This is a genomic window from Gillisella vitis (genome assembly GCF_001541345.2).
In the GTDB taxonomy this organism is placed as follows: domain Bacteria; phylum Pseudomonadota; class Alphaproteobacteria; order Rhizobiales; family Rhizobiaceae; genus Allorhizobium; species Allorhizobium vitis.
Genome location: NZ_LMVL02000002.1, coordinates 53094 through 72740 on the forward strand (window position 1 = coordinate 53094; position 19647 = coordinate 72740).

Consider the following 19647-nt stretch of genomic DNA (forward strand, 5'->3'; position numbering starts at 1 on the left):
CGTGCAATCCGGAGTTTAAGGGCAGAGTGTGCTGGAAAGCCGCTCATGCGGCTTTGATATCGGCTGCCCCGGCCCAGAACCTTATGCACCGGATCTGAAAACCCATGCACCCCAGCTACGCGGGATTGCGTCGGACGCCGTGCAAGGCAGTTGCGAATCACCTTATCAGGATAGAATGGTCGCACATGGTTAACAATATGTTAAAGCTCTGATCTGCTCATCTCGGAGAGAGCGTTTCACCGTAATCCGTTCTATCTGCTGGTTAATTTTCTCCTTAAATCGATTCCGGTTTCGGGAATTATGAAGTAGCATACACCACACCATAACCCTGCCCGATTGCAACATGCCGGTGAGCCTGATGAGCCGTATCAATCTGATCCTGAACACCGATAGCTACAAACTGGGGCATTTCCTGCAATATCCTCCCGGAACCCGGGCTGTGAGCGGTTATGTGACAACACGTGGTGCATCCCTGCGACCCGAAGTGGTGTTTTTCGGCCTGCAGATGTTCCTCAAGGAATATCTGTCGCAGCCCATTACCCAGGCCGATATTGATGAGGCGCGGGAGCTGGCCGCCCTGCACGGCCAGCCTTTCGACCAGGCTGGCTGGCACTATATTCTCTCTGCCCATGGCGGTTTCCTGCCCTTGCGCATCGAGGCGCTGCCAGAGGGCAGCTTCCTGCATCGCGGCGTGCCGATGGTGCAGGTGGTCAATACCGATCCGGCCTGTTTCTGGTTGCCCTCCTATATTGAGACGGCGCTGTTACGGGCGGTGTGGTATCCGTCCACGGTCGCCAGCTCGCTTCGCCATGTGAAGCAGACTTTGAAGCCCTTTCTCGATAAAAGCTGTGATGACCCGGCGGGCGTTATTGGTTCGCGGCTGTTTGAATACGGCGCGCGCGGTGCAGCCAGCCTGGAGCAGGCCGGGCTGGGCGGTGTGGCCAATCTGCTGCATTTCGATCACACCGACACGCTGGAAGCCGTGCTGTATGCCCGCCGCTATTATGGCGCTGAGATGGCCGGTCTCTCGATTCCGGCCTCGGAACATACGACCATGATCGCCTGGGGCCAGGACCAGGAAGTGCAGTCCTTCGCCAATATGATCGACCGGTTCGGCGATTATCCGGCCTATTCAGTGGTATCGGACAGCTATGACATTCACAATGCGGTGTCGGAAATCTGGGGCAAAACGTTGCAACAGAAAGTGCGCTCCAAGCCCGGCAGGCTGATCGTGCGGCCCGATAGTGGTGATCCGATCGATGTTCCGGTCCAGACGGTGGCCCAGCTCGCCTATCAGTTCGGCACGCGCTTGAATGCCAAAGGCTATAAGGTTCTGGATGACAAGGTGCGGGTCTTGCAGGCGGACGGCGTGTCATTGCGCGATATCACTATGATCCTCGGTCGGCTGGAAGCCATGGGCTTTTCGGCGGAAAATATTTCCTTCGGCATCGGCGCATCGCAATTGCAGAAGGTCAGCCGCTCGACCTATTCCTTCACGATGAAATGCAGTGCCATCATGGACGGGCAGGAGCGTTGGCGTCCCATTTCCCGCCGTCCGGTCACCATGCAGGAACGCATGCCGGAACCTGGGCGTCGTGCCGTCGTCGTGGAGGGAGACGAGTTCGCCTCCATTGCATTGGAGGATCTAGGCCGTCGCACCAATCATTTGCAGCCGGTTTGGGAAAATGGCCGCCTGCTGAAAGAGTGGAGCTTTGACGAAATCAAAGCAAAAGCCCGGACGCCGCATCGCATGGATATGTGATGCGATGGCGTGAATCGGCGGTCAATTCTGAAGTGCTGTTTGGGGTTTCTGCTTCAAACGGTGTCGGGCAGGAACATGCGATAGAGACCATTGTCGTCGGCAAGGAAGCCCGAAGGACGCTCGATGACTGGTGATCCGTCCTCCTCGCTTGAGGACATGGCATCGAGCCAATTGGCCGGTAGTCGCTCTTCTTCCTTGACGTCGTCTGCCTTGATCTCGGCAATTTCCTCGATCATTTCCGCAGACAGTGGTGGAATTTCCTCCCTCGGCAGCTGGCGTTGAGGGGTGGAGAACAGGAACCCGATCTGCTGGCTGTCGTCATGTGCCGCTCCGAGCCGCACAGTCCGTTCCACAGGATAGGCCTGGGCGGAAGATGCCGAGGAAAGCAAAACACCGTCTCTCGCAATTGATGCAGTATCCATCATGGTCACACAGGTCAGGCGCACATGGCTTCATCCATGGTCGCTATGGCTTCAGCTTGAACGGGCAATGGCTTGAGTGTGCACACATCGTTGCGCCCAGCCTGTCCCATCGATGTTTGGCAATCGGCTCGAGCTTTCGTCCGTTTTGCTGCCAGGGCAAAAGCTAGGCCGAAATCTTTAAGGAAATACTGATGAAACCGACATTACCGGAAAGATATATTTTACCTTGACGGACGTCAGCTTTGGTGGAGATCGCACCCTTTGAGTGATGAAATCCAGGTGCTGCGGAGCTTGCAACAGCGCCCGTTTTTGATAGGCATGGGCCAACAAGGATGAGGTGGCACCCATGACGATCACGTTGTATGGCATCAAGAATTGCGACACGATGAAAAAGGCGCGGACCTGGCTGGAGACGGCGGGTATCGATTATGTCTTCCACGATTACAAGGCCAAGGGCATCGACTACGCCAGCCTTCAGGCCTGGAGTGCCAAGCTTGGCTGGGAGGTATTGCTGAACCGGGCGGGCACCACGTTCAAAAAGCTTCCCGAGGAAGCCAAGGCCGATATGACCGAGGAAAAGGCTCTGGAGCTGATGCTCGCCCAACCGTCTATGATCAAGCGCCCGGTTCTGGACAAGGACGGGGCGCTGACGGTGGGCTTCAAACCGGAGCAATATCAGGTTGTTTTCGCAGGTGCCGGGTCTTAAATTTCGGCCCGATGCTCCAGGGTCTACATCGCTGTAACGAGGCAAACAATGTCGAAATCGACCCGCGCCACACTGGCAATGGAAAAGGCTGGTCTTGCCTTTACCGTGCATCACTACGATTACGATCCGAACGCCGAGCGGATTGGTTTGCAGGCGGCGGAAGCGATTGGCGAGGAGCCGCGCCGGGTGCTGAAAACCCTGATGGCGGAGGTGGATGGCAAACCTGTCTGCGTCGTCCTGCCCTCCGACCAGGAGGTGAGCATGAAGAAACTGGCCGCCGCCATCGGCGGAAAGCATGCCGCGATGATGAAGCCCGCCGCGGCCGAAAAGCTGACCGGCTTTGTCGTCGGTGGCATCAGCCCTTTCGGCCAGAAAAAATTGGTGCCGACCGTGATCGAATTGTCGGCACTCGACGAGCCGCATGTCTATCTCAATGGTGGCCAGCGCGGCTTGCAGGTGCGTTTGGAGCCAAAGGCGGCGCAAGTCGCGCTCAACGCCATTGCCGCGCCTGTGATCGCCTGACGTTTGATTGGTTGGCGGTGTTTTTGCCTTCAATTCTGTATGAAATGACCTATCTCTGTCTCGTGATCACGTGGGTCTTCAGCTCACCGCTGATCCGGTACCGATGGGGACCGGATGGCGCAACCGGAAGCCCGCCGCCTCTGCGTGATAGAAAAGCGCAGGTGCTTTCGTTTCGAAAACCAGGAAAAAAATGTATGACCCTGCCTGATGTCTCAAATTCCATCGATCCGGTAAAGCTCGACAAACTGGCCGAAGTGGCCGTCAAGGTTGGCCTACGGCTGGTGCCGGGCCAGGATCTGGTGATCACCGCGCCGCTGAACGCGCTGCCGCTGGTGCGCAACATTACTCGCCATGCCTATATGGCCGGTGCCGGTCTTGTGACGACCTTCTATTCGGATGAAGAGACGACGCTGGCCCGCTATGCGCATGGCACGGATGCAAGTTTCGACCGGGCTTCCGGTTGGCTTTACGAGGGCATGGCCAAGGCTTATGCGGGGGGTGCTGCGCGGTTGGCGATTTCCGGTGACAATCCCATGCTGCTCGCCAGCCAGGACCCGGCCAAGGTGGCGCGGGCCAACAAGGCCAATTCAATTGCCTATAAGCCTGCCTTGGAGCCGATTTCCAATTTCGACATCAACTGGAATATCTCGTCCTATCCCAATCCATCTTGGGCCGCTCAGGTGTTTCCGGATCTGCCCCTGGATGAGGCGGTGAAAAAGCTGGCGGATGCGATTTTTGCCGCGTCCCGGGTCGATCAACCCGATCCGGTCGCTGCCTGGGCGGCTCATAATGGCGAGTTGGCCAAACGGTCGGCCTGGTTGAATGGCGAGCGGTTCTCCAGTTTGCATTTCACCGGCCCCGGCACGGATCTGCGGGTTGGCCTGGCCGATGGCCACGAATGGCACGGGGGCGCCTCCACGGCCAAGAATGGCATTACCTGCAATCCGAATATCCCGACGGAAGAGGTATTCACCACGCCGCACGCGCTAAAAGTGGAGGGTGTGGTCTCTTCCACCAAGCCCTTGTCGCATCAGGGGACGCTGATCGACAATATCCAGGTGCGGTTTGAAGCGGGCCGGATCGTCGAGGCCAAGGCTTCGCGCGGGGAAGAAGTGCTCAATAAGGTCTTGGACACCGACGAGGGCGCCCGGCGTCTGGGAGAAGTGGCCCTGGTACCGCATTCATCGCCGATTTCGGCGTCCGGCATCCTGTTCTACAACACGCTGTTTGACGAAAACGCCTCGTGCCATATCGCGCTTGGCCAGTGCTATTCCAAATGCTTCCTGGACGGAGCGTCGCTGACGCCGGAGCAGATCAAAGCTCAGGGCGGCAATTCGTCGTTGATTCATATCGACTGGATGATCGGTTCCGATAAGGTCGATATCGACGGGGTGAAAGCGGATGGCACAACGGTGCCCGTGATGCGCAAGGGCGAATGGGCCTGAACATGCACACGGCCCGCGTTTGATAAACGCAGGCCGATTTCATCGAATAGAGACCCGCGCACCAAATGTGGTGCGCGAAAGTCGTCATAATTTTTGAATTTGTTGCATGATTTTCTCTTCAAGCCGATTCCGGTCTAAAGAATTATGCAGTAAGGCCGATCAGCCCTGTCTGGCCTTACGGTTGGCATAACGCTGATCGCGTTGCGCCTTGCGGGTGGCTTCGTCTTCAAGCAAACGGGAAATTCGGGCTTTTTCAGCGGCTTCGCGCGCATCGGCTTCGGCCGTTGCTTCTGCGGCAAGTGCGGCTTCACGTGCAGCTGTCTCGGCTGCAAGCTGTTGCTGTTCCTGCAGTTTTGTCTGTTCGCGCTCGGCGCGCCGTGCTTCTCTGGCCTCGGCTATTGCCTGGCGCTCTGCCTGGCGGGCGAGACGGGTTGGTTCCGACGCTTCCTGTGCGGCCTTATAGGCCTGAAGGAGGGCGGCCTTTGCGTCGGCAGCGGTGGTACGGCGGTCGACGACTTCATTTTTCCGGCTATTTTTCAAAGAGATGTTCCAGTTGTAGATAGGGCCTGCAAATCAGGCTTTTCGGGTCGTTTTGGCAGCAGTTGCGGCGTCAGCCATCTGCTGGTCCTGCAATTCCTTGGCAAGTCGCGCTTCACGCAGCCTGAGGGTTTTTTCTTCACGGGCAAGCACGAGCGAATCCTGTTCTTCCACGGCACGACCGCGCGCGAAGAACTGCGACTGCTCCTTGTCAAAAGCGATTTCCGCCTGCTGACGTGATTTACTATAATTTTCTGCCATGGGGTCGCGCCTTTCTGGGTGGCAGCGCCGCGTGCCGGGCATGGCGCGCAAAAAACGCTACGACATTCTGCGCCGTGTACATTCAGGTGTACGTGAGGCCGCTGTGACACTTATTACGAAGGCTCAAAGATGTGGTTCACATCCTCGCCCTGAAGACATGCAGATATCTCAAAGACAACAAGGACTTGAGATGTTTGCAAACGGCATAGAAATTGCCATCTTCACGGTCTCTTCGCATACCATCTGCTGCATATTTCATGTGCGACCCAAACCGGGCGCAAGATGGTATGCAACAGGAAATCGTGTGAGCGCGGTCTGCGACGGCGCGGCAGGCAATAAAAAAGGCCAGGCAAACTGCCTGACCTTGGTTGGATCATGCTCTCAACAATGCCAGTACATCCGTGGTCAAAGGAAAGCCGAACCCTATATTAAGCAGCCTGGAGATTGCAGGCCGACATTTTGCCGGACTTGTTGTCGCGTTCCATGTCGTAGGCGATCTTCTGGCCTTCGACGATTTCACGCATACCAGCGCGTTCAACAGCAGAGATATGCACGAATGCATCTGGGCCGCCGTTGTCAGGCTGAATGAAGCCGAAGCCCTTAGTGGAATTAAACCATTTAACTGTGCCAGTGGTCATGATGAACCCTTTCATAGCATATTGAGTGACCACAGCGCAAAACGCCGTGGATGAGGATAGCGATTTTTGAAAGGAAGGTTCGTTCAGGGCGCGGTGCTAATTGCGCGGTAACCAAAGCTCAGCAAGCAAATATCGATGACCAATAGATACCCCCTCAAGGCATGCATGTCAACCAAAGCTTTGAATTTATTATGATCCGCCTTTATTCCGGGCTATGGTGAAGGGGTCCAAAGCCTTGTATCCGCACCGTAATCTCTGTCTGTGCGGCACCGCGTTCAAACGTCCATTCTGTCGCTCGTCACGGTGCCGTTTGCACTCTTTTGGTTAGAAAAGACTACCCTGTCCGGCGGGTGGCTCCGATTTTTTCGGCGATTTGGGCAAGGGATTCGGTTTTACCGGGACTGGGGTTGTCGTGGCAGGAGCGGCTTGCGGTGAAGGTGACGCTTTATCGCCATCGCCGGTCACGGCGGAAACCCGGCCATCGGCAAATTCGATGGCGATGGCGCGCCCATCCTCAAGACCTGCCGCACGCGAAAGGGGCCGGTCGTCCTCCCCACGGATCACGGCATAGCCGCGCATCAGGACATTCTTGTAGGACAGCGATTGCAGCATCCGGTCGTGGGCCGACACCGTGGAGCGGGCGCGGCGAAGATCGTTGATAACAGCACTGTCGGCCCGGCGCGAAAAGCTGTCCAGCCGGTCTCTCGAGCGTCCCGTTTGGGCCTTCAGCCGGGCCGGAACCGCCGTCAATGTTGCATCGATCCGGCCAAGATTGGCTTTCTGCCGCTCGATCAGCCGTTCGATAATCCGGTCGGCAAGGGCGGCGCGCTCGCTGACCCGCTGCCGACGCTCCACCAACCGGCGCACCAGCATATCCGGCGACAATTTGGCGGCGGCCCGCTCGAAGCTTTGCCGCTTGGTCATGGTATTGAGTTCCAGGCTGCGGCCAAGACCGCTGGCCGCTTCGTCGAAACGGCGGCGCGGCAGCGCCAGCAATTGATCTAGGGAGGGTAGGGCGCGGGCCAGCGCCCGCAGGTTCTGGCGACGATGATCCATCTGGCGGTTGACGGCACCTGCCAGTCGGGCAGCAAGCCCGGCCAGTTGCGCTTCCAGATCCGCCTTGACCGGCACGGCCATTTCAGCCGCCCCTGTCGGCGTCGGCGCCCTGACATCGGCTGCATAATCGATCAGTGTCCAGTCTGTTTCATGGCCAACCGCCGAAATCAGCGGAATGGCGCTGGCGGCGGCGGCGCGTACCACGGCTTCGTCGTTGAAGCTCCACAAGTCTTCCAGGCTGCCGCCACCGCGCGCGACGATCAGCACGTCCGGCCTCGGAATGGCACCATCAGGCTGAAAGGCATTGAAGCCGTTGATTGCGTTAGCAACGTCGTCGCCGGAGCCTTCGCCTTGCACTTTGACGGGCCAGACCAGGACATGCACGGGAAAGCGGTCTGAAATCCGGTGAAGAATGTCGCGGATTACAGCACCGGTGGGCGAGGTGACGACGCCGATCACCTTCGGCAGGAATGGCAGCAATTGCTTGGTAGCCGGATCGAACAGGCCTTCTGCGGTAAACCGGCGCTTGCGCTCCTCAATCAGCGCCATCAGGGCACCAGCACCGGCTGGTTCCATCTGCTCAATGACGATCTGGTATTTGGACGAGCCAGGGAAGGTGGTGATACGGCCAGTGGCGATCACTTCCATGCCTTCTTCTGGCCGGTATTTCAGCTTGGAAAACGATCCCTTCCAGACCACCGCGTCGATCCGCGCCTTGTCGTCCTTCAGCGAAAAATAGGCATGACCGGAGGAATGCTGGCCTCGAAAACCGGAAATTTCGCCGCGCACCCGTACCTGGTCGAAGGCGGTTTCGATGGTGCGCTTGATCGATCCGGAAAGCTCCGAGACGGAAAATTCGGTCAGATTGCTGGGCTGGTCGTCGTCAAAGAAAGAGGCCATGACAGTGTTTTATCCAAGCTTCCAAAAAAACGCATCTTTTTTTGGAAAGAAGTAAACAGGCTTTGTTCGGGCCGTTTTCGTGGGGCCAATCGTTAACTCTCGGGTGGCAATATGCCTGATATCACGATTTGTCTGTCATACGGGATCGCATCCATGACCTTTCTCATCGCCATGGCAATTGGCATCGCCACCGCAACGACCAGAAGCATCCTGGCAATTGTTGCGGTTTCGCTGATGCTTTTGACGGCGGGGCTGGTCATGCTGGCTCTTTCGCCTGCGATGACGGCGATGGATCTGCTGACGGCGCTGATCGCCTATAATGTCGGGCTGATCGATTGCCTGGTGGTCTCGCTTGCCCTGTCGCAGCGCAAGATTGCCTGATTTCACTATTCGCCTGATCTCAATATTCGTTTTTAAACTCTATCCGTTCACGGCTGCGGCTTTACCAAAAAGATCCGCAGGCCGGACCGGCTGTCGGCTGCAAGCGGCTCAAGATAATCAGGCACGATGTTGCGGTTCAGATCCGCATAAAGCCCATCTGGCTTCAAGGCGATCAACTGGCGGGTTTGCGCATCGGAGGGGCAGAAGGCGAGAATGCCGACATGGGCGCCCACCAGAAAAGCATGGGCGTCCGGTGGTGTCGACAGGCCGATATGCAGTTCTGTCAACATGCCTGCCTGATTGCGATGATAGGGTGCCGTCAATATCCGATGTGGGGTGAATCGCAGGATGGACGTGCCGCTATCCGATGGTGCGACAACTGTCGTTGGTGCCAAGCCTGACAATTGCGAAAGCGCTTTTTCGGATGAGCAATCGCGGCTGGCATCTTTGGATGCGGCGCCTGGCCGAAACTGTGGTTTCAATCGCGCCGTTCCTTCCACAGCAAGTGTGCCTGCAACCGCCCACACGGAAGGGACTGACAGAAGAATGGCGGCGATATAGGCGAGGCTTGAGAGAATGCGGGCTGGTCGCAGCATCGCACGCCCGCGCAGATCGGCAACCAGCAGCGCGAGCGGCAGGATCGGGATCAGGTTGGAAAACATTGCGCCGCGCACCTGGATCAGCGCGACACCGAGGCTGACCGCCAGCAAGAGCGCCAGCGCCAGATGCGCCTCCACCTGGTTTTTTCGCCAGACCTGGGTAAGACAGAACAGCAGCCCGAACAGGCCAACAGCGTAAAAGCCGCCGAGAGTTCCCGGCTCCTGCTGCGCCATGGCAAAGACCGAGCGAGCCTCGCCAACATTGTTCAGCCATAGCGTCACCAGCATCGGATCGAGGCTGGCGAGAGGATTGCCGAGGCATTGTGGCGCGACGATCAGGGCTGAGAAACCGACGCTGGCGCCGATCATCAGCAGCAGGAACAGCCGAACACCGGCAGGAAACCGGCTGGCAAAGGCGGCAGCGGAAAACAGCAATCCGCCGCCAATCGCCGTCAGGGCGTAAAAGCCGAAGGAGAGGTTGTCGCAAGTGACCGTGCGATAGGATTGCGCAGGCACGGTTGCGGCAAACAGCAGCGTGACCGACAGCGCCAGGCTAAGAGAATAGGCCATGGCACAGGCCCGCATTGCTTTACCATGCCAGGCCCAGAGCAGGGCGACGGTAGCGCAGGCCGTGGCAATCAGCGGCGTGGTTTCTGCGCCGATGGCCAGCGCCAGAGCCGCTGCCGCACCGGCCAGCGTAAACCATATCGATGAGCGAGCCCCAGTCTGAGCGCTTGGCCCGGCGGTGGAAAGCACGGCGGTTAGGAAAGCGATCAGGGCGATCTGGACATTGTGATGATCGATTGCACCGGGCAGGAAACGGTTGGATGTCAGAAGATAAAGGGCGCTCAGGCAAAGCGCCAGATGCATGGTCACTTTGCCGCCCAGCGCCCATCCGGCAGCACCGAGCGACAGCATGACCGGCACGGTCCAGAGGAGCGGCCAGATGGCAAGGGCCACGGCCTCGGCTGTACGCGGCGCAAACCAGACACCGGCCAGCCGGATCAAGGTGGCAATCGGCCAGTCGATCAACCGCGACCAATGCATCAGCGTTCCGGGTGCCAGGCCCAGCCGGTATTGCATCATGTCGAACCAGCTCTGACCGGCAAGATAATCCCTGACTTCGACCAGCCGCATGGCATCGTCATTGTCAGCGCCGACATAATCCTTGGCAAAAGGCAGCGTCGTCGCACAGATGACGACGATGACGAGAAGGCAATAGCCCAGTATCACCGGCAGGAGGCGCGGGACGGTCTCATGAGCCGTCACCAGAGAAGATGTAGAGGATGCGGGAAGGGAAGACTTGGGCGTCATCGGTATTTCCGGTTGTTCGGGGCCTCCCGTTTCGGGGAGATGCGACCAAGATTCTTCGATTGTTCGGCTTATCCGAAACCTAGCCTTAACCTTCTCAAGAAATAGTAAAATCTCAAGGAGCCGCATTTCGGCTGCCCGAACATCTGTATCGAGTAAGTTCATGGGCCAGACACCAGTACCGGACGTGGCGGTCCTTATTCCCTGCTATAATGAGGCTGGCACCATTGCCTCGGTGGTGCGCGGTTTCCGTACCGCCCTGCCGCAGGCGCGGGTCTATGTCTATGACAACAATTCCACCGATGGTACGGCGTTGGCCGCCATGCTGGCCGGTGCCGAGGTGTTGTACGAGCGGCGGCAGGGCAAGGGCCATGTGGTGCGCCGGATGTTTGCCGATATCGATGCCGATATCTATCTGATGGCCGATGGCGATGGCACCTATGCGCCGCAGGACGCGAATGCGTTGATCAACCTGCTGATGCAAGAGCGCGCCGACATGGTGGTCGCCACGCGCCGCAATGTCCACAATGATGCCGGACGCCAGGGGCATGCGCTTGGCAATCGTCTGTTTAACGAGCTGTACCGCTTTCTGTTTGGCCCGGGCTTTACCGATATCTTCTCCGGCTACCGTGCCTTTTCGCGCCGCTATGTCAAAACCTTTCCGGCGGTATCGGCAGGCTTTGAAATCGAGACGGAAATGTCCGTCCATGCCTCGCGGCTGAAATTGCCGGTGGTGGAACTGGAGCTAGACTATGGGCGCCGGCCCGAGGGCTCCCATTCCAAGCTATCGACCCTGCGCGACGGCGCAAAAATCCTCTGGATGTTCGCCATGCTGTCCAAAGAGACGCGGCCATTCGCGACGTTTTCGGCGCTGGCCGGGCTGGTCCTGGCAATAAGCCTCGGTTTTATGGCCCCGGTTCTCGGCGAATATTTCACCACTGGCCTCGTCTCGCGGCTTCCGACCTGGGTTCTATCGGTGGTTCTGCTGTTGATGAGCCAACTATTGTTTACGGCGGGGCTGATCCTGGATTCGCTGTCGCGGGCGCGGGCCGAGCATTTACGGCTTTCCTATATTGCTCTGCCCGCCTTTATCGCTCCTGAAAACGCTGCCTTGTCAGCGGCTGATCCCGCCATCGATCCGGCTCGGTCGGCTGCGGATGCGGCATGAAAAAGCTGGTCCGTTTTGCTCTGGTCGGCAGTGCGGGTTTTGCCGTGGATGCCGGGCTTTTATGGCTGCTTCTGTCTTTCAGCGCTCTCGGCCCCTTGCCGGCCCGCGCTTTTGCTATCCTGGCGGCCCTGCTCGTCACTTGGTGGCTCAACCGGGCCTTCACCTTCGGTGCGTCCCGGCGAAGCCTCGCCGTCGAGGGCTTTCGCTATGGCTCGGTCGGGGTGGTTTCGGCGCTGGTCAATTACGGTCTTTATGCCGGGTTGTTGATCGCCATCCCGGCACTCAATCCTTTCGCAGCGCTGGTTTTCGCATCGCTTGCCGCGATGGCTTTCAGCTTTTTCGGCTATTCGCGGTTTGTGTTTCGCCGTTGAAGCGTTGAGATCGGTTGGATCAAACCGGCTCCCAACCATCCTTTTCGCTGGCCCGGTAAATCGCATCAATGAAACGCTGGTTGGCGCGGGAGTTTTCCAGCGTCACAACGTTGCTTTCCTCACCTCGGGCTGCCTTGGCAAAGGCCTCAGCCTCCAGACGATATTGGCGGCTGTCGGGAAAGCGGAAGATTTGCGATTCGCTGTGGTTGCGGTTGGTCAGTTCCAGCTCTTCCGCCCCCCAGCGGTCGGCATTGAAAGGTGATTTCACCTCGATAAACCCTTCATTCCCATGAAACACCATGGTCTGGCGTGCGGCCATCTGGGTGGCGATGTAAAAGCTCATGTCGAAACTGCCAAAATCGGCTTTGACGCTAGAATAGATGTCGGTGCCGAATTCTGGATCGCGTTCTGTCACCGCCTGCACCCGCACCGGCTCAAGGCCTGTCACGAAGCGGGTGGTGATGGTCGGATAGACACCAATATCCGGGAGCGCACCACCGCCGAGTTCCGGGATATTGCGCATATTGCCGGGATCGCGGTTGAAGTAAGTGAAAGAGCCCTGCACATGCCGCAACTTGCCAATGGCACCATCGGCCAGAAGGGCGCGGACCTTGTGCCAGACGGGCGCATAGGTGACCATGAAGGCTTCCGAAATCAGCACCTTGTTACGGTCGCGCGCGGCGATCAGGCTATCGATCTCTGCCGCTTTCAGGGCAATCGGCTTTTCGCACAACACATGCTTGCCCGCATCGGCGGCCTTGATCGTCCATTCCACATGCTGGGCGGTCGGCAGGGGGATATAAACGGCATCGATCAGGTCCGAGGCCAGCATCTCTTCATAGGACCCGAAGGCATGCGGAACGGAAAAGCGGTCGGCCATCGCCCGGGCCTTGGCAAGGTCGCGGCTGGCAACGGCGCTGACCACGGCCCCTTCCGCATCCTGAATGGCCGGTACGACCAGTTCACGGCCGATTTTCGCCGTCGATAAAATTCCAAACCGCAGCATGATTTTTCCTCCACAAACCGTATTTCTGTAGACGACACATAACGCCTATGCCCGGATTGTGAACAGGCCTTGGTTGCCATCGACGCAGTAAGCTTTACTTTCCTGTCGAATTTTCCCTCTCGGACTTTCATGGAGACCTGTCATGCAGAAACGAAATCTCGGACGTTCCGGTCTGGCGATCGCCCCCGTCGTGTTCGGCGGCAATGTGTTCGGCTGGACGGCAGACGAGCAAACCTCGTTCAAACTGCTCGATGCGTTTTTCGATGCCGGCTACAATGCCATCGATACTGCGGATGTGTATTCGCGCTGGATAGACGGTCATTCCGGCGGTGAATCGGAAACCGTGATTGGCAAATGGCTGAAACAGGGACATGTCGTGCGCGACAAGGCGGTGATCGTCACCAAGGTCGGCATGGATATGGGCCAGGGCAAACCCGCGCTTTCGGCCAAATGGATTGTCGAGGCGGTTGAAAACTCCCTGAGGCGGCTTCAGACCGATTATATCGATCTCTATCTGTCCCATACGTTCGATCCCGATACCCCGCATGAGGAAACATTGGGTGCCTATGCCAAGCTGAAGGATGCGGGCAAGATCCGCGCCTTCGGCTGCTCGAATTTCGATGCCGCTCAATTGCAGGTATCCTTTGATGCGGCGGCCAAAGCGGGCCTGCCGCGCTATGATGTGATCCAGCCCGAATATAACCTCTACACCCGCGAGAAATTCGAGGGGTCGCTGGCAGAGCTTTGCATCCGTGAAGAGATCGGCGTGATCAGCTATTACGCCCTGGCGGCAGGCTTTCTCACCGGAAAATATCGCCAAGTGGAAGATGCCGAAGGCAAGGCGCGCTCCTACCGCGTCACCAACTATCTGAACGACAAGGGCCACCGCATCCTCGACGCCCTGGACGCGATCGCCGCCGAAACCGGCACGACCCCTGCCACGGTGGCCATTGCCTGGGTCGCGGCTCGCCCCGGCATTACCGCGCCCATCGCCTCAGCCACCAGCCTGTCGCAGCTTGAAGCGATGGTCAGGGCTGGAACATTGGAACTGTCGTCGGCGCAGATGCAAAGCCTGAACGAAGCTGCATCAGCCTAATAGGGCATGCGAGATCAATAAGGGGAAGGTTCTGTAGCCTTCCCTGCTCAACTCCGGTGCCGGAAGAAATCGACGAAGGCGCGCAGGGCAGGGCGCATCTGGCGGCGGGTTGGGTAATAGATGTAAAACCCGTCGAAGGGTGGACACCAGTCTTCGAGGACGCGGATGAGCTTGCCCTCGGCGATATCCTCTTTCACCCGCTGGTCGAAGACGAAGGCCAGCCCCGCGCCGCCCAGTGCTGCCAACCGGATCAGCCGTTGATCGGCGAGTGTGAGGATGCCGGGAACATCGACCACCACCGGTCTGCCGTCCTTTTCCAGTTCCCATCGATAGATCCGACCGCTGGAAAAGCGGCGGCGAATACAGCGGTGTTCCATCAGATCGTGGGGATGCCGGGGTAGGGGATATCGATCGAAGTAATTCGGCGATCCGACAATGGTGCCGCGGATCGGGTCGCTGGCCTTGACTGCCACCATGTCCGCTTCCAGATGTTCGCCCAGCCGTAATCCGGCATCGAAACCTTTCTCGACGATATCCTCGAATACGTCGTTGGTGCTCAGTTCCAGCTGAATATCGGGATATAACCGTAGAAAGTCACCAAGCCTCGGTACAAACAGGTCTTCTGCCGCCAGATGCGGCATGGTGATCCTGAGCGGTCCGGCCGGATGGGTTTTGTGTTCTGCCAGCCCTTCCAGTGCCGTGTCGATCTCGGCCAGCGCCGGGGCCAGTTTTTGCAGCAATTGCCGTCCCTCCTCGGTCGGAGCGACGCTGCGGGTGGTGCGCGCCAGTAGCCGGACGCCAAGGCTTGCCTCCAGTGCCGACACCGCATGGCTGACAGCGGAAGGCGCAATGCCCAGTTCTTCTGCCGCTTTTCTGAAGCTCGATGTTTCGGCCACCGTTGCCAGCACCGCCAGTTGGGATAATTGAATTCTGTTCATTGTTCTATTTGTTAGAACAGTGCCTGCGCATTTGCATCCATTATCTTTCGCGGCAAAGGCGGTATCTTGCTGGTATTGATCCTGATTGAGAAGGTGAAGACCATGAAAACCCGAAAACTCGGCTCCGACCTGTCCGTCTCCGCCATTGGCCTTGGCTGCATGGGGATGAGCCATGGCTATAGTCCGTCTGCTGATGAAAATGCTTCGCTTGCCACGTTGGCGCGGGCCGTCAAGCTTGGTGTGACGTTCTTCGATACGGCGGAAGTCTACGGGCCGTTCACAAATGAAATCTTGGTCGGAAAGGGGTTGAAGCCCTATCGTGACCAGGTGGTGATCGCCACCAAGTTCGGCTTCAAGATCGATCCGGCGCAATCCTCACAGAATGCCATGGTTGGGCTCGATAGTCGGCCTGAACACTTGAAAGCGGTGGCCGAAGCCTCGTTGCAACGCCTCGGCATCGATGTCATCGACCTTTTCTACCAGCATCGCGTCGATCCCGATGTGCCGATTGAAGAGACGGTCGGGGCAATGGCCGATCTGGTGAAACAGGGCAAGGTGCGCGCCCTTGGTCTGTCGGAAGCCAGCGCCGAGACCTTGCGCCGTGCCCATTCCGTCCATCCGATCGCTGCCATTCAGAGCGAATATTCCCTCTGGACCCGTGACCCGGAGGAAAACGGCGTGCTGGACACCTGCCGTGAACTGGGTATCGGCTTCGTACCCTTCAGCCCTCTGGGACGCGGCGCGTTGACCGGTGCATTGAAGAACCTCGATGGCCTCTCCGACACCGATTTCCGCCGGGGTCTGCCACGCTTCCAGCAGGAAAATTTCGACGCCAATCTGGCGCTGATCAATGCGCTGGAAGATATGGCCAAGACAAAGGGCGTGTCAGCCGCTCAATTGGCACTCGCCTGGGTGTTGGCCCAAGGTGATTTCATCGTGCCTATCCCGGGGACCACGAAAATTGCCAATCTGGAAAAGAATATCGGTGCCGTCGATATCGTCCTCAGTGAGGAAGAGGTGCGCACCTTGGGTGATCTGTTGTCACCGCAGAAAGTGGCTGGCGGACGCTATCCCGAAAAAATGGCGGCGATGGCCAATAAGTAATTCAATCAGATCGTGATATAAAAAATCTCCCCGGCATGGTGGTTTTGCCGGGGAGATAAAGACCGCAAAAGGGCTGATCAGCCCTTGTAATGCTTGCCGTGACGGATCGGCGGGCCATTATCCAGCGACTTAGGCGTGGACGGTGGCATATAGGCGAGCTTCAGCGATGCAAGTGTCGCACCGAGATTGACGCCTAGCGTGCTTTCCAGCGCGATAGGCTGTAAGGCCACCGAGCCTTGGAAGCCGCCCATCAGCAGGTTGACAGCACCGCCAAAGCCAACTGCGGCATTGGCGCTGGTGCCGCCATAGCTACCTTGCAAGGCGCCTTCCACCAGACGACCCGGCGCATAGACGGCCCACGCCATTTTGCCGCCCTGCACATAGCCAAGGTCGATGCCGATCTTGCTGAGCGTGCCCTGATAATATTCGACTGGTGCCGATGTGGTCGGCTTGAATTCGCAGGTCAGATCGCGGCTGGAGCCGACGACCGCGCTGATCCCGGGGCTCATTTCGCAGGTGAGCATGCCAACCTGCACCGCAGCTTTGGCGCCCGTGGCGCCCAGCGGAAGCGCGAGGGCGGTGATAAGCGCCACCGCAGACAGCTTTGCGAGCGATGATTGAGCGAGCGATGACATGAGTTTCTCCTTCATGGATAAATGCTGTGATCGAGCCTAATCGTATAATTCAGGCAGGATCGTGCTGCCGTTAGAAGTCTTTCCGTAAATTTTTGTTCCCGTTTGGCGTTCGTCAAGGCCGTCACTGATTTTTGACTGAGGCCGGTTTTTGTCCAAGGAAAGCAAGACAACGATATCGAGTTAAGGTGTCGCGGTAATTTCAGCCCTGATCCGTGCTGCGATAGGGAAGGTGAGATAGCGGGCCCTTTGTTGCGGATCGAGAGATTTGAAGGATTTGCCGATCATCTGTGCCAGCATCAACCTGTCGCCTTCGCTCGCTGCCCACTCGGCAATCATACCTGCCTCTACCAAGCCGCTTTGTAACACCCGGCAATAGGCTCCGGGTCGCGCGGCTTTCGTATAGCGCTTCACGAAACCGGAATCCTCCATACGGGCCGAGAATGTCGCGCAGGGCGTACGCGGCGCAGTCACTTCCAACAGCACGTCACCGATGGAAAGCCTGTCACCAACGGCCAGATCACGGTTGTCGAGACCGTCGATAACCAGATTTTCGCCAAACAGGCCGGGCGTAATTTGCCGGTTCAGTTGTGCTTCCCACCATTGCAAGGTCAGTGCGCCTTCCAGATAAATCGCTTGGTCCGGCCCGCCATGATACTTGCGATTCAGCACCGCATCGCCGACGAGACCGTGTTCATCGACCATCACCGGACCTGTCCGCGCCGATTTGAAAATCCCTGTCCTGTAGCTTTTACCGGGCAAGGTTTGTGGTTGGCTAAGGCAGACCGCGAGGATTTTCATGGGGCCGTTCTCCTTCGACGATTCCGTTTCCGATAGATATGGGCTAAGAACGCGCCATGGCAAAGCGAGTCACTGGTCCCGAAATCGAAAAACTGATCCAGCTCCTGGCGAAAGTGCCGGGGCTCGGCCCCCGCTCGGCCCGAAGGGCAGCGCTGCATCTGATCAAGAAGCGAGAGCAATTGATGGGGCCGTTGGCGCTGGCTATGGGCGAGGCCCACGCGAAGGTGAAAATCTGCTCCTGTTGCGGCAATGTCGACACGATTGATCCCTGCACTGTCTGTACCGACGAGCGGCGCGACCAGTCGATGATCATCGTTGTGGAGGATGTATCTGATCTCTGGGCGCTGGAACGGGCAGGTGCGATGAATGTCGCCTATCATGTGCTCGGTGGCACGCTATCGCCGCTCGACGGCGTCGGGCCTGACGATCTTAACATCAAGGGCCTGATCGACCGGGTGGCAAAAGGTGGCGTGCGGGAAATCATCATTGCCGTCAATGCCACGGTGGAAGGCCAGACCACCGCCCATTACATTACCGATCACCTGGCCGGGCTCGGGGTGAAAACCACCCGGCTTGCCCATGGCGTGCCAGTGGGCGGCGAATTGGATTATCTGGACGAGGGTACGCTCTCGGCGGCACTTCGCGCCCGCACATTGATATAGACACTTGATCGCGCATTTTGACAGGGAGACGACATGACCCATTTTCGCCGCCCCCTTATGGCTGCGCTTGCTGCGGCGACCATGTGCTTTTTGACGGCCAACACCGTTATGGCAGCACCATCGAAAACACAGGTGGAAAGCCAGTTCCAGTCGTGGATCAGCCGGGATCTCTGGCCGCAAGCCAAAAAGGCCGGAATTTCGCAAGCGACCTTTACCTCGGTGATGAAGACGGTGAAGCTCGACTGGTCGCTTCCCGATCTGGCGCCACCCGGTTTCCCGCCACCAAAGCAGCGCCCCCAGAGCCAGGCGGAATTTTCCTCTCCCGGCCCCTATTTCCGTGAGGCCCGCATGCAGGCGCTGGCCGCGAGCGGCAGGGCGCTGGCTAACCAATATGCCTCGACCCTAAAGAAGATAGAGGCCAAATACGGCGTTCCCGGTCCAATTCTTCTGGCGCTTTGGGGCCGGGAAACCGGCTATGGCCGGGCAAAGCTGCCCTATGAAGCGGTTAATGTTCTTGCCACCAGCGCCTTTATGTCCACACGGCAAGAGCTTTTCACCCGCGAACTGATCGATGCACTGCGTATCATCGAGGGTAAGGATATCGCTGCCGACGCCATGCTGAGTTCGAGTGCGGGGGCGCTGGGCCAGCCGCAATTCATGCCCTCCAGCTTCCTGCAATATGCGGTGGATTTTGACGGTGACGGTCATCGCAATATCTGGACCTCGGTGCCGGATAGCCTGGCGTCCATGGCCAATTTCCTGGTGCAAAAAGGCTGGCAGCGTGGCCGCGACTGGGGGTTCGAAGTGACGATACCATCCGGCGTCTCCTGCGCCCAGGAAGGGCCGGATCTGGCAAAGCCGATGTCGGCCTGGGCGGCAACCGGCATCAGCCGCATTGGCGGCAAAGCCTTCCCGAAACAGGATCTTTCCGCCCCGACGATGATGCTGGTTCCCGCTGGAACCCATGGGCCGGAATTTCTGGTGACGCCGAATTTCTATGTGCTGAAGGAATATAACAATTCCGACCTCTATGCCCTGTTCATCGGCAATCTCGCCGACCGGATCGCTTATGGTTCAGGCAGCTTTTCGGCACCATGGGGCGATGTCGGTCATATGCTGCGCTCCGATGTGCAGTCCATGCAGCAGACACTGGTCAAAAAGGGTTATGATGTCGGCAAGGCCGATGGTCTCGCAGGCTTCAAGACCCGACGGTCGCTGGGCGACTGGCAGACGAAAAACGGGCTGAAACCGACCTGCTTTCCCGATGAGGGCCTGAAAGTGAAATTGAAGTAAGAAAATGCCGCCGAGACAGGGATCTCGGCGGCATTT

The 19647-nt window shown here is 58.1% G+C and carries 21 protein-coding genes; 11 read left to right on the forward strand and 10 right to left on the reverse strand.

Annotated elements, in window-relative coordinates; translation table 11 throughout:
- The first annotated feature begins 358 nt into the window (after window positions 1–358).
- On the forward strand, window positions 359–1762 hold the full coding sequence (locus tag ASB66_RS05045) for a nicotinate phosphoribosyltransferase (protein WP_234613423.1): 1404 nt from the start codon (window positions 359–361) through the stop codon (window positions 1760–1762).
- Window positions 1763–1815: 53 nt separating this feature from the next.
- Here the strand turns inward: ASB66_RS05045 and ASB66_RS05050 are convergent, their stop codons facing one another.
- A complete protein-coding gene (locus ASB66_RS05050; RefSeq protein WP_147274010.1) occupies window positions 1816–2184 on the reverse strand; it encodes a hypothetical protein in 369 nt (122 codons plus the stop codon).
- Window positions 2185–2530: 346 nt separating this feature from the next.
- Between ASB66_RS05050 and ASB66_RS05055 the strand changes: the two genes are divergently transcribed.
- The 3 genes from ASB66_RS05055 to ASB66_RS05065 all read left to right on the forward strand — a co-directional run bounded on the left by ASB66_RS05055 (window position 2531) and on the right by ASB66_RS05065 (window position 4857).
- Window positions 2531–2890 (forward strand): ArsC family reductase, encoded by a 360-nt coding sequence (locus ASB66_RS05055; protein ID WP_060719421.1) that lies wholly within the window; start codon window positions 2531–2533, stop codon window positions 2888–2890.
- A 48-nt stretch (window positions 2891–2938) separates the two neighbouring features.
- Window positions 2939–3412, forward strand: a complete 474-nt coding sequence (gene ybaK / locus ASB66_RS05060; protein ID WP_060719420.1) for a Cys-tRNA(Pro) deacylase — start codon at window positions 2939–2941, stop codon at window positions 3410–3412.
- Window positions 3413–3606: 194 nt separating this feature from the next.
- A complete protein-coding gene (locus ASB66_RS05065) occupies window positions 3607–4857 on the forward strand; it encodes an aminopeptidase (protein ID WP_060719419.1) in 1251 nt (416 codons plus the stop codon).
- 159 nt (window positions 4858–5016) lie between these two features.
- On the opposite strand, the gene ASB66_RS05070 is transcribed toward ASB66_RS05065, so the two are convergent.
- The 4 genes from ASB66_RS05070 to xseA form a co-directional block, all read right to left on the reverse strand.
- Complete coding sequence (locus ASB66_RS05070) at window positions 5017–5397, reverse strand: DUF6481 family protein (RefSeq protein WP_060719418.1); 381 nt, start codon at window positions 5395–5397, stop codon at window positions 5017–5019.
- Window positions 5398–5430: 33 nt separating this feature from the next.
- Window positions 5431–5655 carry a hypothetical protein gene (locus tag ASB66_RS05075; protein ID WP_041697321.1) on the reverse strand — a complete coding sequence of 75 codons (225 nt, stop codon included), beginning with the start codon at window positions 5653–5655 and terminating at the stop codon, window positions 5431–5433.
- Window positions 5656–6083: 428 nt separating this feature from the next.
- A complete protein-coding gene (locus ASB66_RS05080; protein WP_025427963.1) occupies window positions 6084–6293 on the reverse strand; it encodes a cold-shock protein in 210 nt (69 codons plus the stop codon).
- Window positions 6294–6617: 324 nt separating this feature from the next.
- On the reverse strand, window positions 6618–8249 hold the full coding sequence (gene xseA, locus ASB66_RS05085; protein WP_060719417.1) for an exodeoxyribonuclease VII large subunit: 1632 nt from the start codon (window positions 8247–8249) through the stop codon (window positions 6618–6620).
- A 153-nt stretch (window positions 8250–8402) separates the two neighbouring features.
- Here xseA and ASB66_RS05090 point away from each other — a divergent pair, with 153 nt between their 5' ends.
- Window positions 8403–8630: a hypothetical protein gene (locus ASB66_RS05090; protein WP_147274011.1), complete on the forward strand. Its 228-nt coding sequence runs from the start codon at window positions 8403–8405 to the stop codon at window positions 8628–8630.
- A 47-nt stretch (window positions 8631–8677) separates the two neighbouring features.
- Here ASB66_RS05090 and ASB66_RS05095 read toward each other — a convergent pair whose 3' ends face one another.
- A complete protein-coding gene (locus tag ASB66_RS05095) occupies window positions 8678–10543 on the reverse strand; it encodes a hypothetical protein (protein ID WP_060719415.1) in 1866 nt (621 codons plus the stop codon).
- Window positions 10544–10703: 160 nt separating this feature from the next.
- Here ASB66_RS05095 and ASB66_RS05100 point away from each other — a divergent pair, with 160 nt between their 5' ends.
- Both ASB66_RS05100 and ASB66_RS05105 read left to right on the forward strand, forming a co-directional pair.
- Window positions 10704–11708 (forward strand): glycosyltransferase, encoded by a 1005-nt coding sequence (locus ASB66_RS05100; protein WP_060719414.1) that lies wholly within the window; start codon window positions 10704–10706, stop codon window positions 11706–11708.
- The gene (locus tag ASB66_RS05105) at window positions 11705–12079 is read left to right on the forward strand and encodes a GtrA family protein (protein ID WP_060719413.1); all 375 of its coding nucleotides are present in this window, start codon (window positions 11705–11707) and stop codon (window positions 12077–12079) included. Before ASB66_RS05100 ends, ASB66_RS05105 begins: the two co-directional genes overlap by 4 nt.
- 19 nt (window positions 12080–12098) lie before the next feature.
- Here ASB66_RS05105 and ASB66_RS05110 read toward each other — a convergent pair whose 3' ends face one another.
- Window positions 12099–13085 (reverse strand): Gfo/Idh/MocA family protein, encoded by a 987-nt coding sequence (locus ASB66_RS05110; protein ID WP_060719412.1) that lies wholly within the window; start codon window positions 13083–13085, stop codon window positions 12099–12101.
- 142 nt (window positions 13086–13227) lie between these two features.
- Between ASB66_RS05110 and ASB66_RS05115 the strand changes: the two genes are divergently transcribed.
- On the forward strand, window positions 13228–14181 hold the full coding sequence (locus ASB66_RS05115) for an aldo/keto reductase (protein ID WP_060719411.1): 954 nt from the start codon (window positions 13228–13230) through the stop codon (window positions 14179–14181).
- A gap of 47 nt (window positions 14182–14228) precedes the next feature.
- Here ASB66_RS05115 and ASB66_RS05120 read toward each other — a convergent pair whose 3' ends face one another.
- A complete protein-coding gene (locus ASB66_RS05120; protein WP_060719410.1) occupies window positions 14229–15119 on the reverse strand; it encodes a LysR family transcriptional regulator in 891 nt (296 codons plus the stop codon).
- 102 nt (window positions 15120–15221) lie between these two features.
- Between ASB66_RS05120 and ASB66_RS05125 the strand changes: the two genes are divergently transcribed.
- Window positions 15222–16223, forward strand: coding sequence for an aldo/keto reductase (locus ASB66_RS05125; RefSeq protein WP_060719490.1), 1002 nt, complete (start codon window positions 15222–15224; stop codon window positions 16221–16223).
- A 77-nt stretch (window positions 16224–16300) separates the two neighbouring features.
- Here the strand turns inward: ASB66_RS05125 and ASB66_RS05130 are convergent, their stop codons facing one another.
- Together ASB66_RS05130 and ASB66_RS05135 are read right to left on the reverse strand one after the other, a co-directional pair.
- Window positions 16301–16858: a DUF992 domain-containing protein gene (locus ASB66_RS05130; protein ID WP_234613420.1), complete on the reverse strand. Its 558-nt coding sequence runs from the start codon at window positions 16856–16858 to the stop codon at window positions 16301–16303.
- A 180-nt stretch (window positions 16859–17038) separates the two neighbouring features.
- Window positions 17039–17656: an MOSC domain-containing protein gene (locus tag ASB66_RS05135; protein WP_060719408.1), complete on the reverse strand. Its 618-nt coding sequence runs from the start codon at window positions 17654–17656 to the stop codon at window positions 17039–17041.
- 56 nt (window positions 17657–17712) lie between these two features.
- Between ASB66_RS05135 and recR the strand changes: the two genes are divergently transcribed.
- The gene (gene recR / locus ASB66_RS05140) at window positions 17713–18318 is read left to right on the forward strand and encodes a recombination mediator RecR (RefSeq protein WP_012654622.1); all 606 of its coding nucleotides are present in this window, start codon (window positions 17713–17715) and stop codon (window positions 18316–18318) included.
- Window positions 18319–18351: 33 nt separating this feature from the next.
- The gene (locus ASB66_RS05145; protein ID WP_060719407.1) at window positions 18352–19611 is read left to right on the forward strand and encodes a lytic murein transglycosylase; all 1260 of its coding nucleotides are present in this window, start codon (window positions 18352–18354) and stop codon (window positions 19609–19611) included.
- Window positions 19612–19647: the final 36 nt, after the last annotated feature.

What these genes read in the sequence shown, in the direction of transcription:
- ASB66_RS05100 (WP_060719414.1), top strand. Translation starts at nt 10,704, where the DNA reads ATGGGCCAGACACCAGTACCGGACGTGGCGGTCCTTATTCCCTGCTAT.
- ASB66_RS05095 (WP_060719415.1), bottom strand. Translation starts at nt 10,543, where the DNA reads ATGACGCCCAAGTCTTCCCTTCCCGCATCCTCTACATCTTCTCTGGTG.
- ASB66_RS05075 (WP_041697321.1), bottom strand. Translation starts at nt 5,655, where the DNA reads ATGGCAGAAAATTATAGTAAATCACGTCAGCAGGCGGAAATCGCTTTT.
- ASB66_RS05135 (WP_060719408.1), bottom strand. Translation starts at nt 17,656, where the DNA reads ATGAAAATCCTCGCGGTCTGCCTTAGCCAACCACAAACCTTGCCCGGT.
- ybaK (WP_060719420.1), top strand. Translation starts at nt 2,939, where the DNA reads ATGTCGAAATCGACCCGCGCCACACTGGCAATGGAAAAGGCTGGTCTT.
- ASB66_RS05065 (WP_060719419.1), top strand. Translation starts at nt 3,607, where the DNA reads ATGACCCTGCCTGATGTCTCAAATTCCATCGATCCGGTAAAGCTCGAC.
- ASB66_RS05115 (WP_060719411.1), top strand. Translation starts at nt 13,228, where the DNA reads ATGCAGAAACGAAATCTCGGACGTTCCGGTCTGGCGATCGCCCCCGTC.
- ASB66_RS05125 (WP_060719490.1), top strand. Translation starts at nt 15,222, where the DNA reads ATGAAAACCCGAAAACTCGGCTCCGACCTGTCCGTCTCCGCCATTGGC.
- ASB66_RS05130 (WP_234613420.1), bottom strand. Translation starts at nt 16,858, where the DNA reads ATGTCATCGCTCGCTCAATCATCGCTCGCAAAGCTGTCTGCGGTGGCG.
- xseA (WP_060719417.1), bottom strand. Translation starts at nt 8,249, where the DNA reads ATGGCCTCTTTCTTTGACGACGACCAGCCCAGCAATCTGACCGAATTT.
- ASB66_RS05090 (WP_147274011.1), top strand. Translation starts at nt 8,403, where the DNA reads ATGACCTTTCTCATCGCCATGGCAATTGGCATCGCCACCGCAACGACC.
- ASB66_RS05050 (WP_147274010.1), bottom strand. Translation starts at nt 2,184, where the DNA reads ATGGATACTGCATCAATTGCGAGAGACGGTGTTTTGCTTTCCTCGGCA.
- ASB66_RS05110 (WP_060719412.1), bottom strand. Translation starts at nt 13,085, where the DNA reads ATGCTGCGGTTTGGAATTTTATCGACGGCGAAAATCGGCCGTGAACTG.
- ASB66_RS05105 (WP_060719413.1), top strand. Translation starts at nt 11,705, where the DNA reads ATGAAAAAGCTGGTCCGTTTTGCTCTGGTCGGCAGTGCGGGTTTTGCC.
- ASB66_RS05055 (WP_060719421.1), top strand. Translation starts at nt 2,531, where the DNA reads ATGACGATCACGTTGTATGGCATCAAGAATTGCGACACGATGAAAAAG.
- ASB66_RS05145 (WP_060719407.1), top strand. Translation starts at nt 18,352, where the DNA reads ATGACCCATTTTCGCCGCCCCCTTATGGCTGCGCTTGCTGCGGCGACC.
- ASB66_RS05045 (WP_234613423.1), top strand. Translation starts at nt 359, where the DNA reads ATGAGCCGTATCAATCTGATCCTGAACACCGATAGCTACAAACTGGGG.
- ASB66_RS05080 (WP_025427963.1), bottom strand. Translation starts at nt 6,293, where the DNA reads ATGACCACTGGCACAGTTAAATGGTTTAATTCCACTAAGGGCTTCGGC.
- ASB66_RS05120 (WP_060719410.1), bottom strand. Translation starts at nt 15,119, where the DNA reads ATGAACAGAATTCAATTATCCCAACTGGCGGTGCTGGCAACGGTGGCC.
- recR (WP_012654622.1), top strand. Translation starts at nt 17,713, where the DNA reads ATGGCAAAGCGAGTCACTGGTCCCGAAATCGAAAAACTGATCCAGCTC.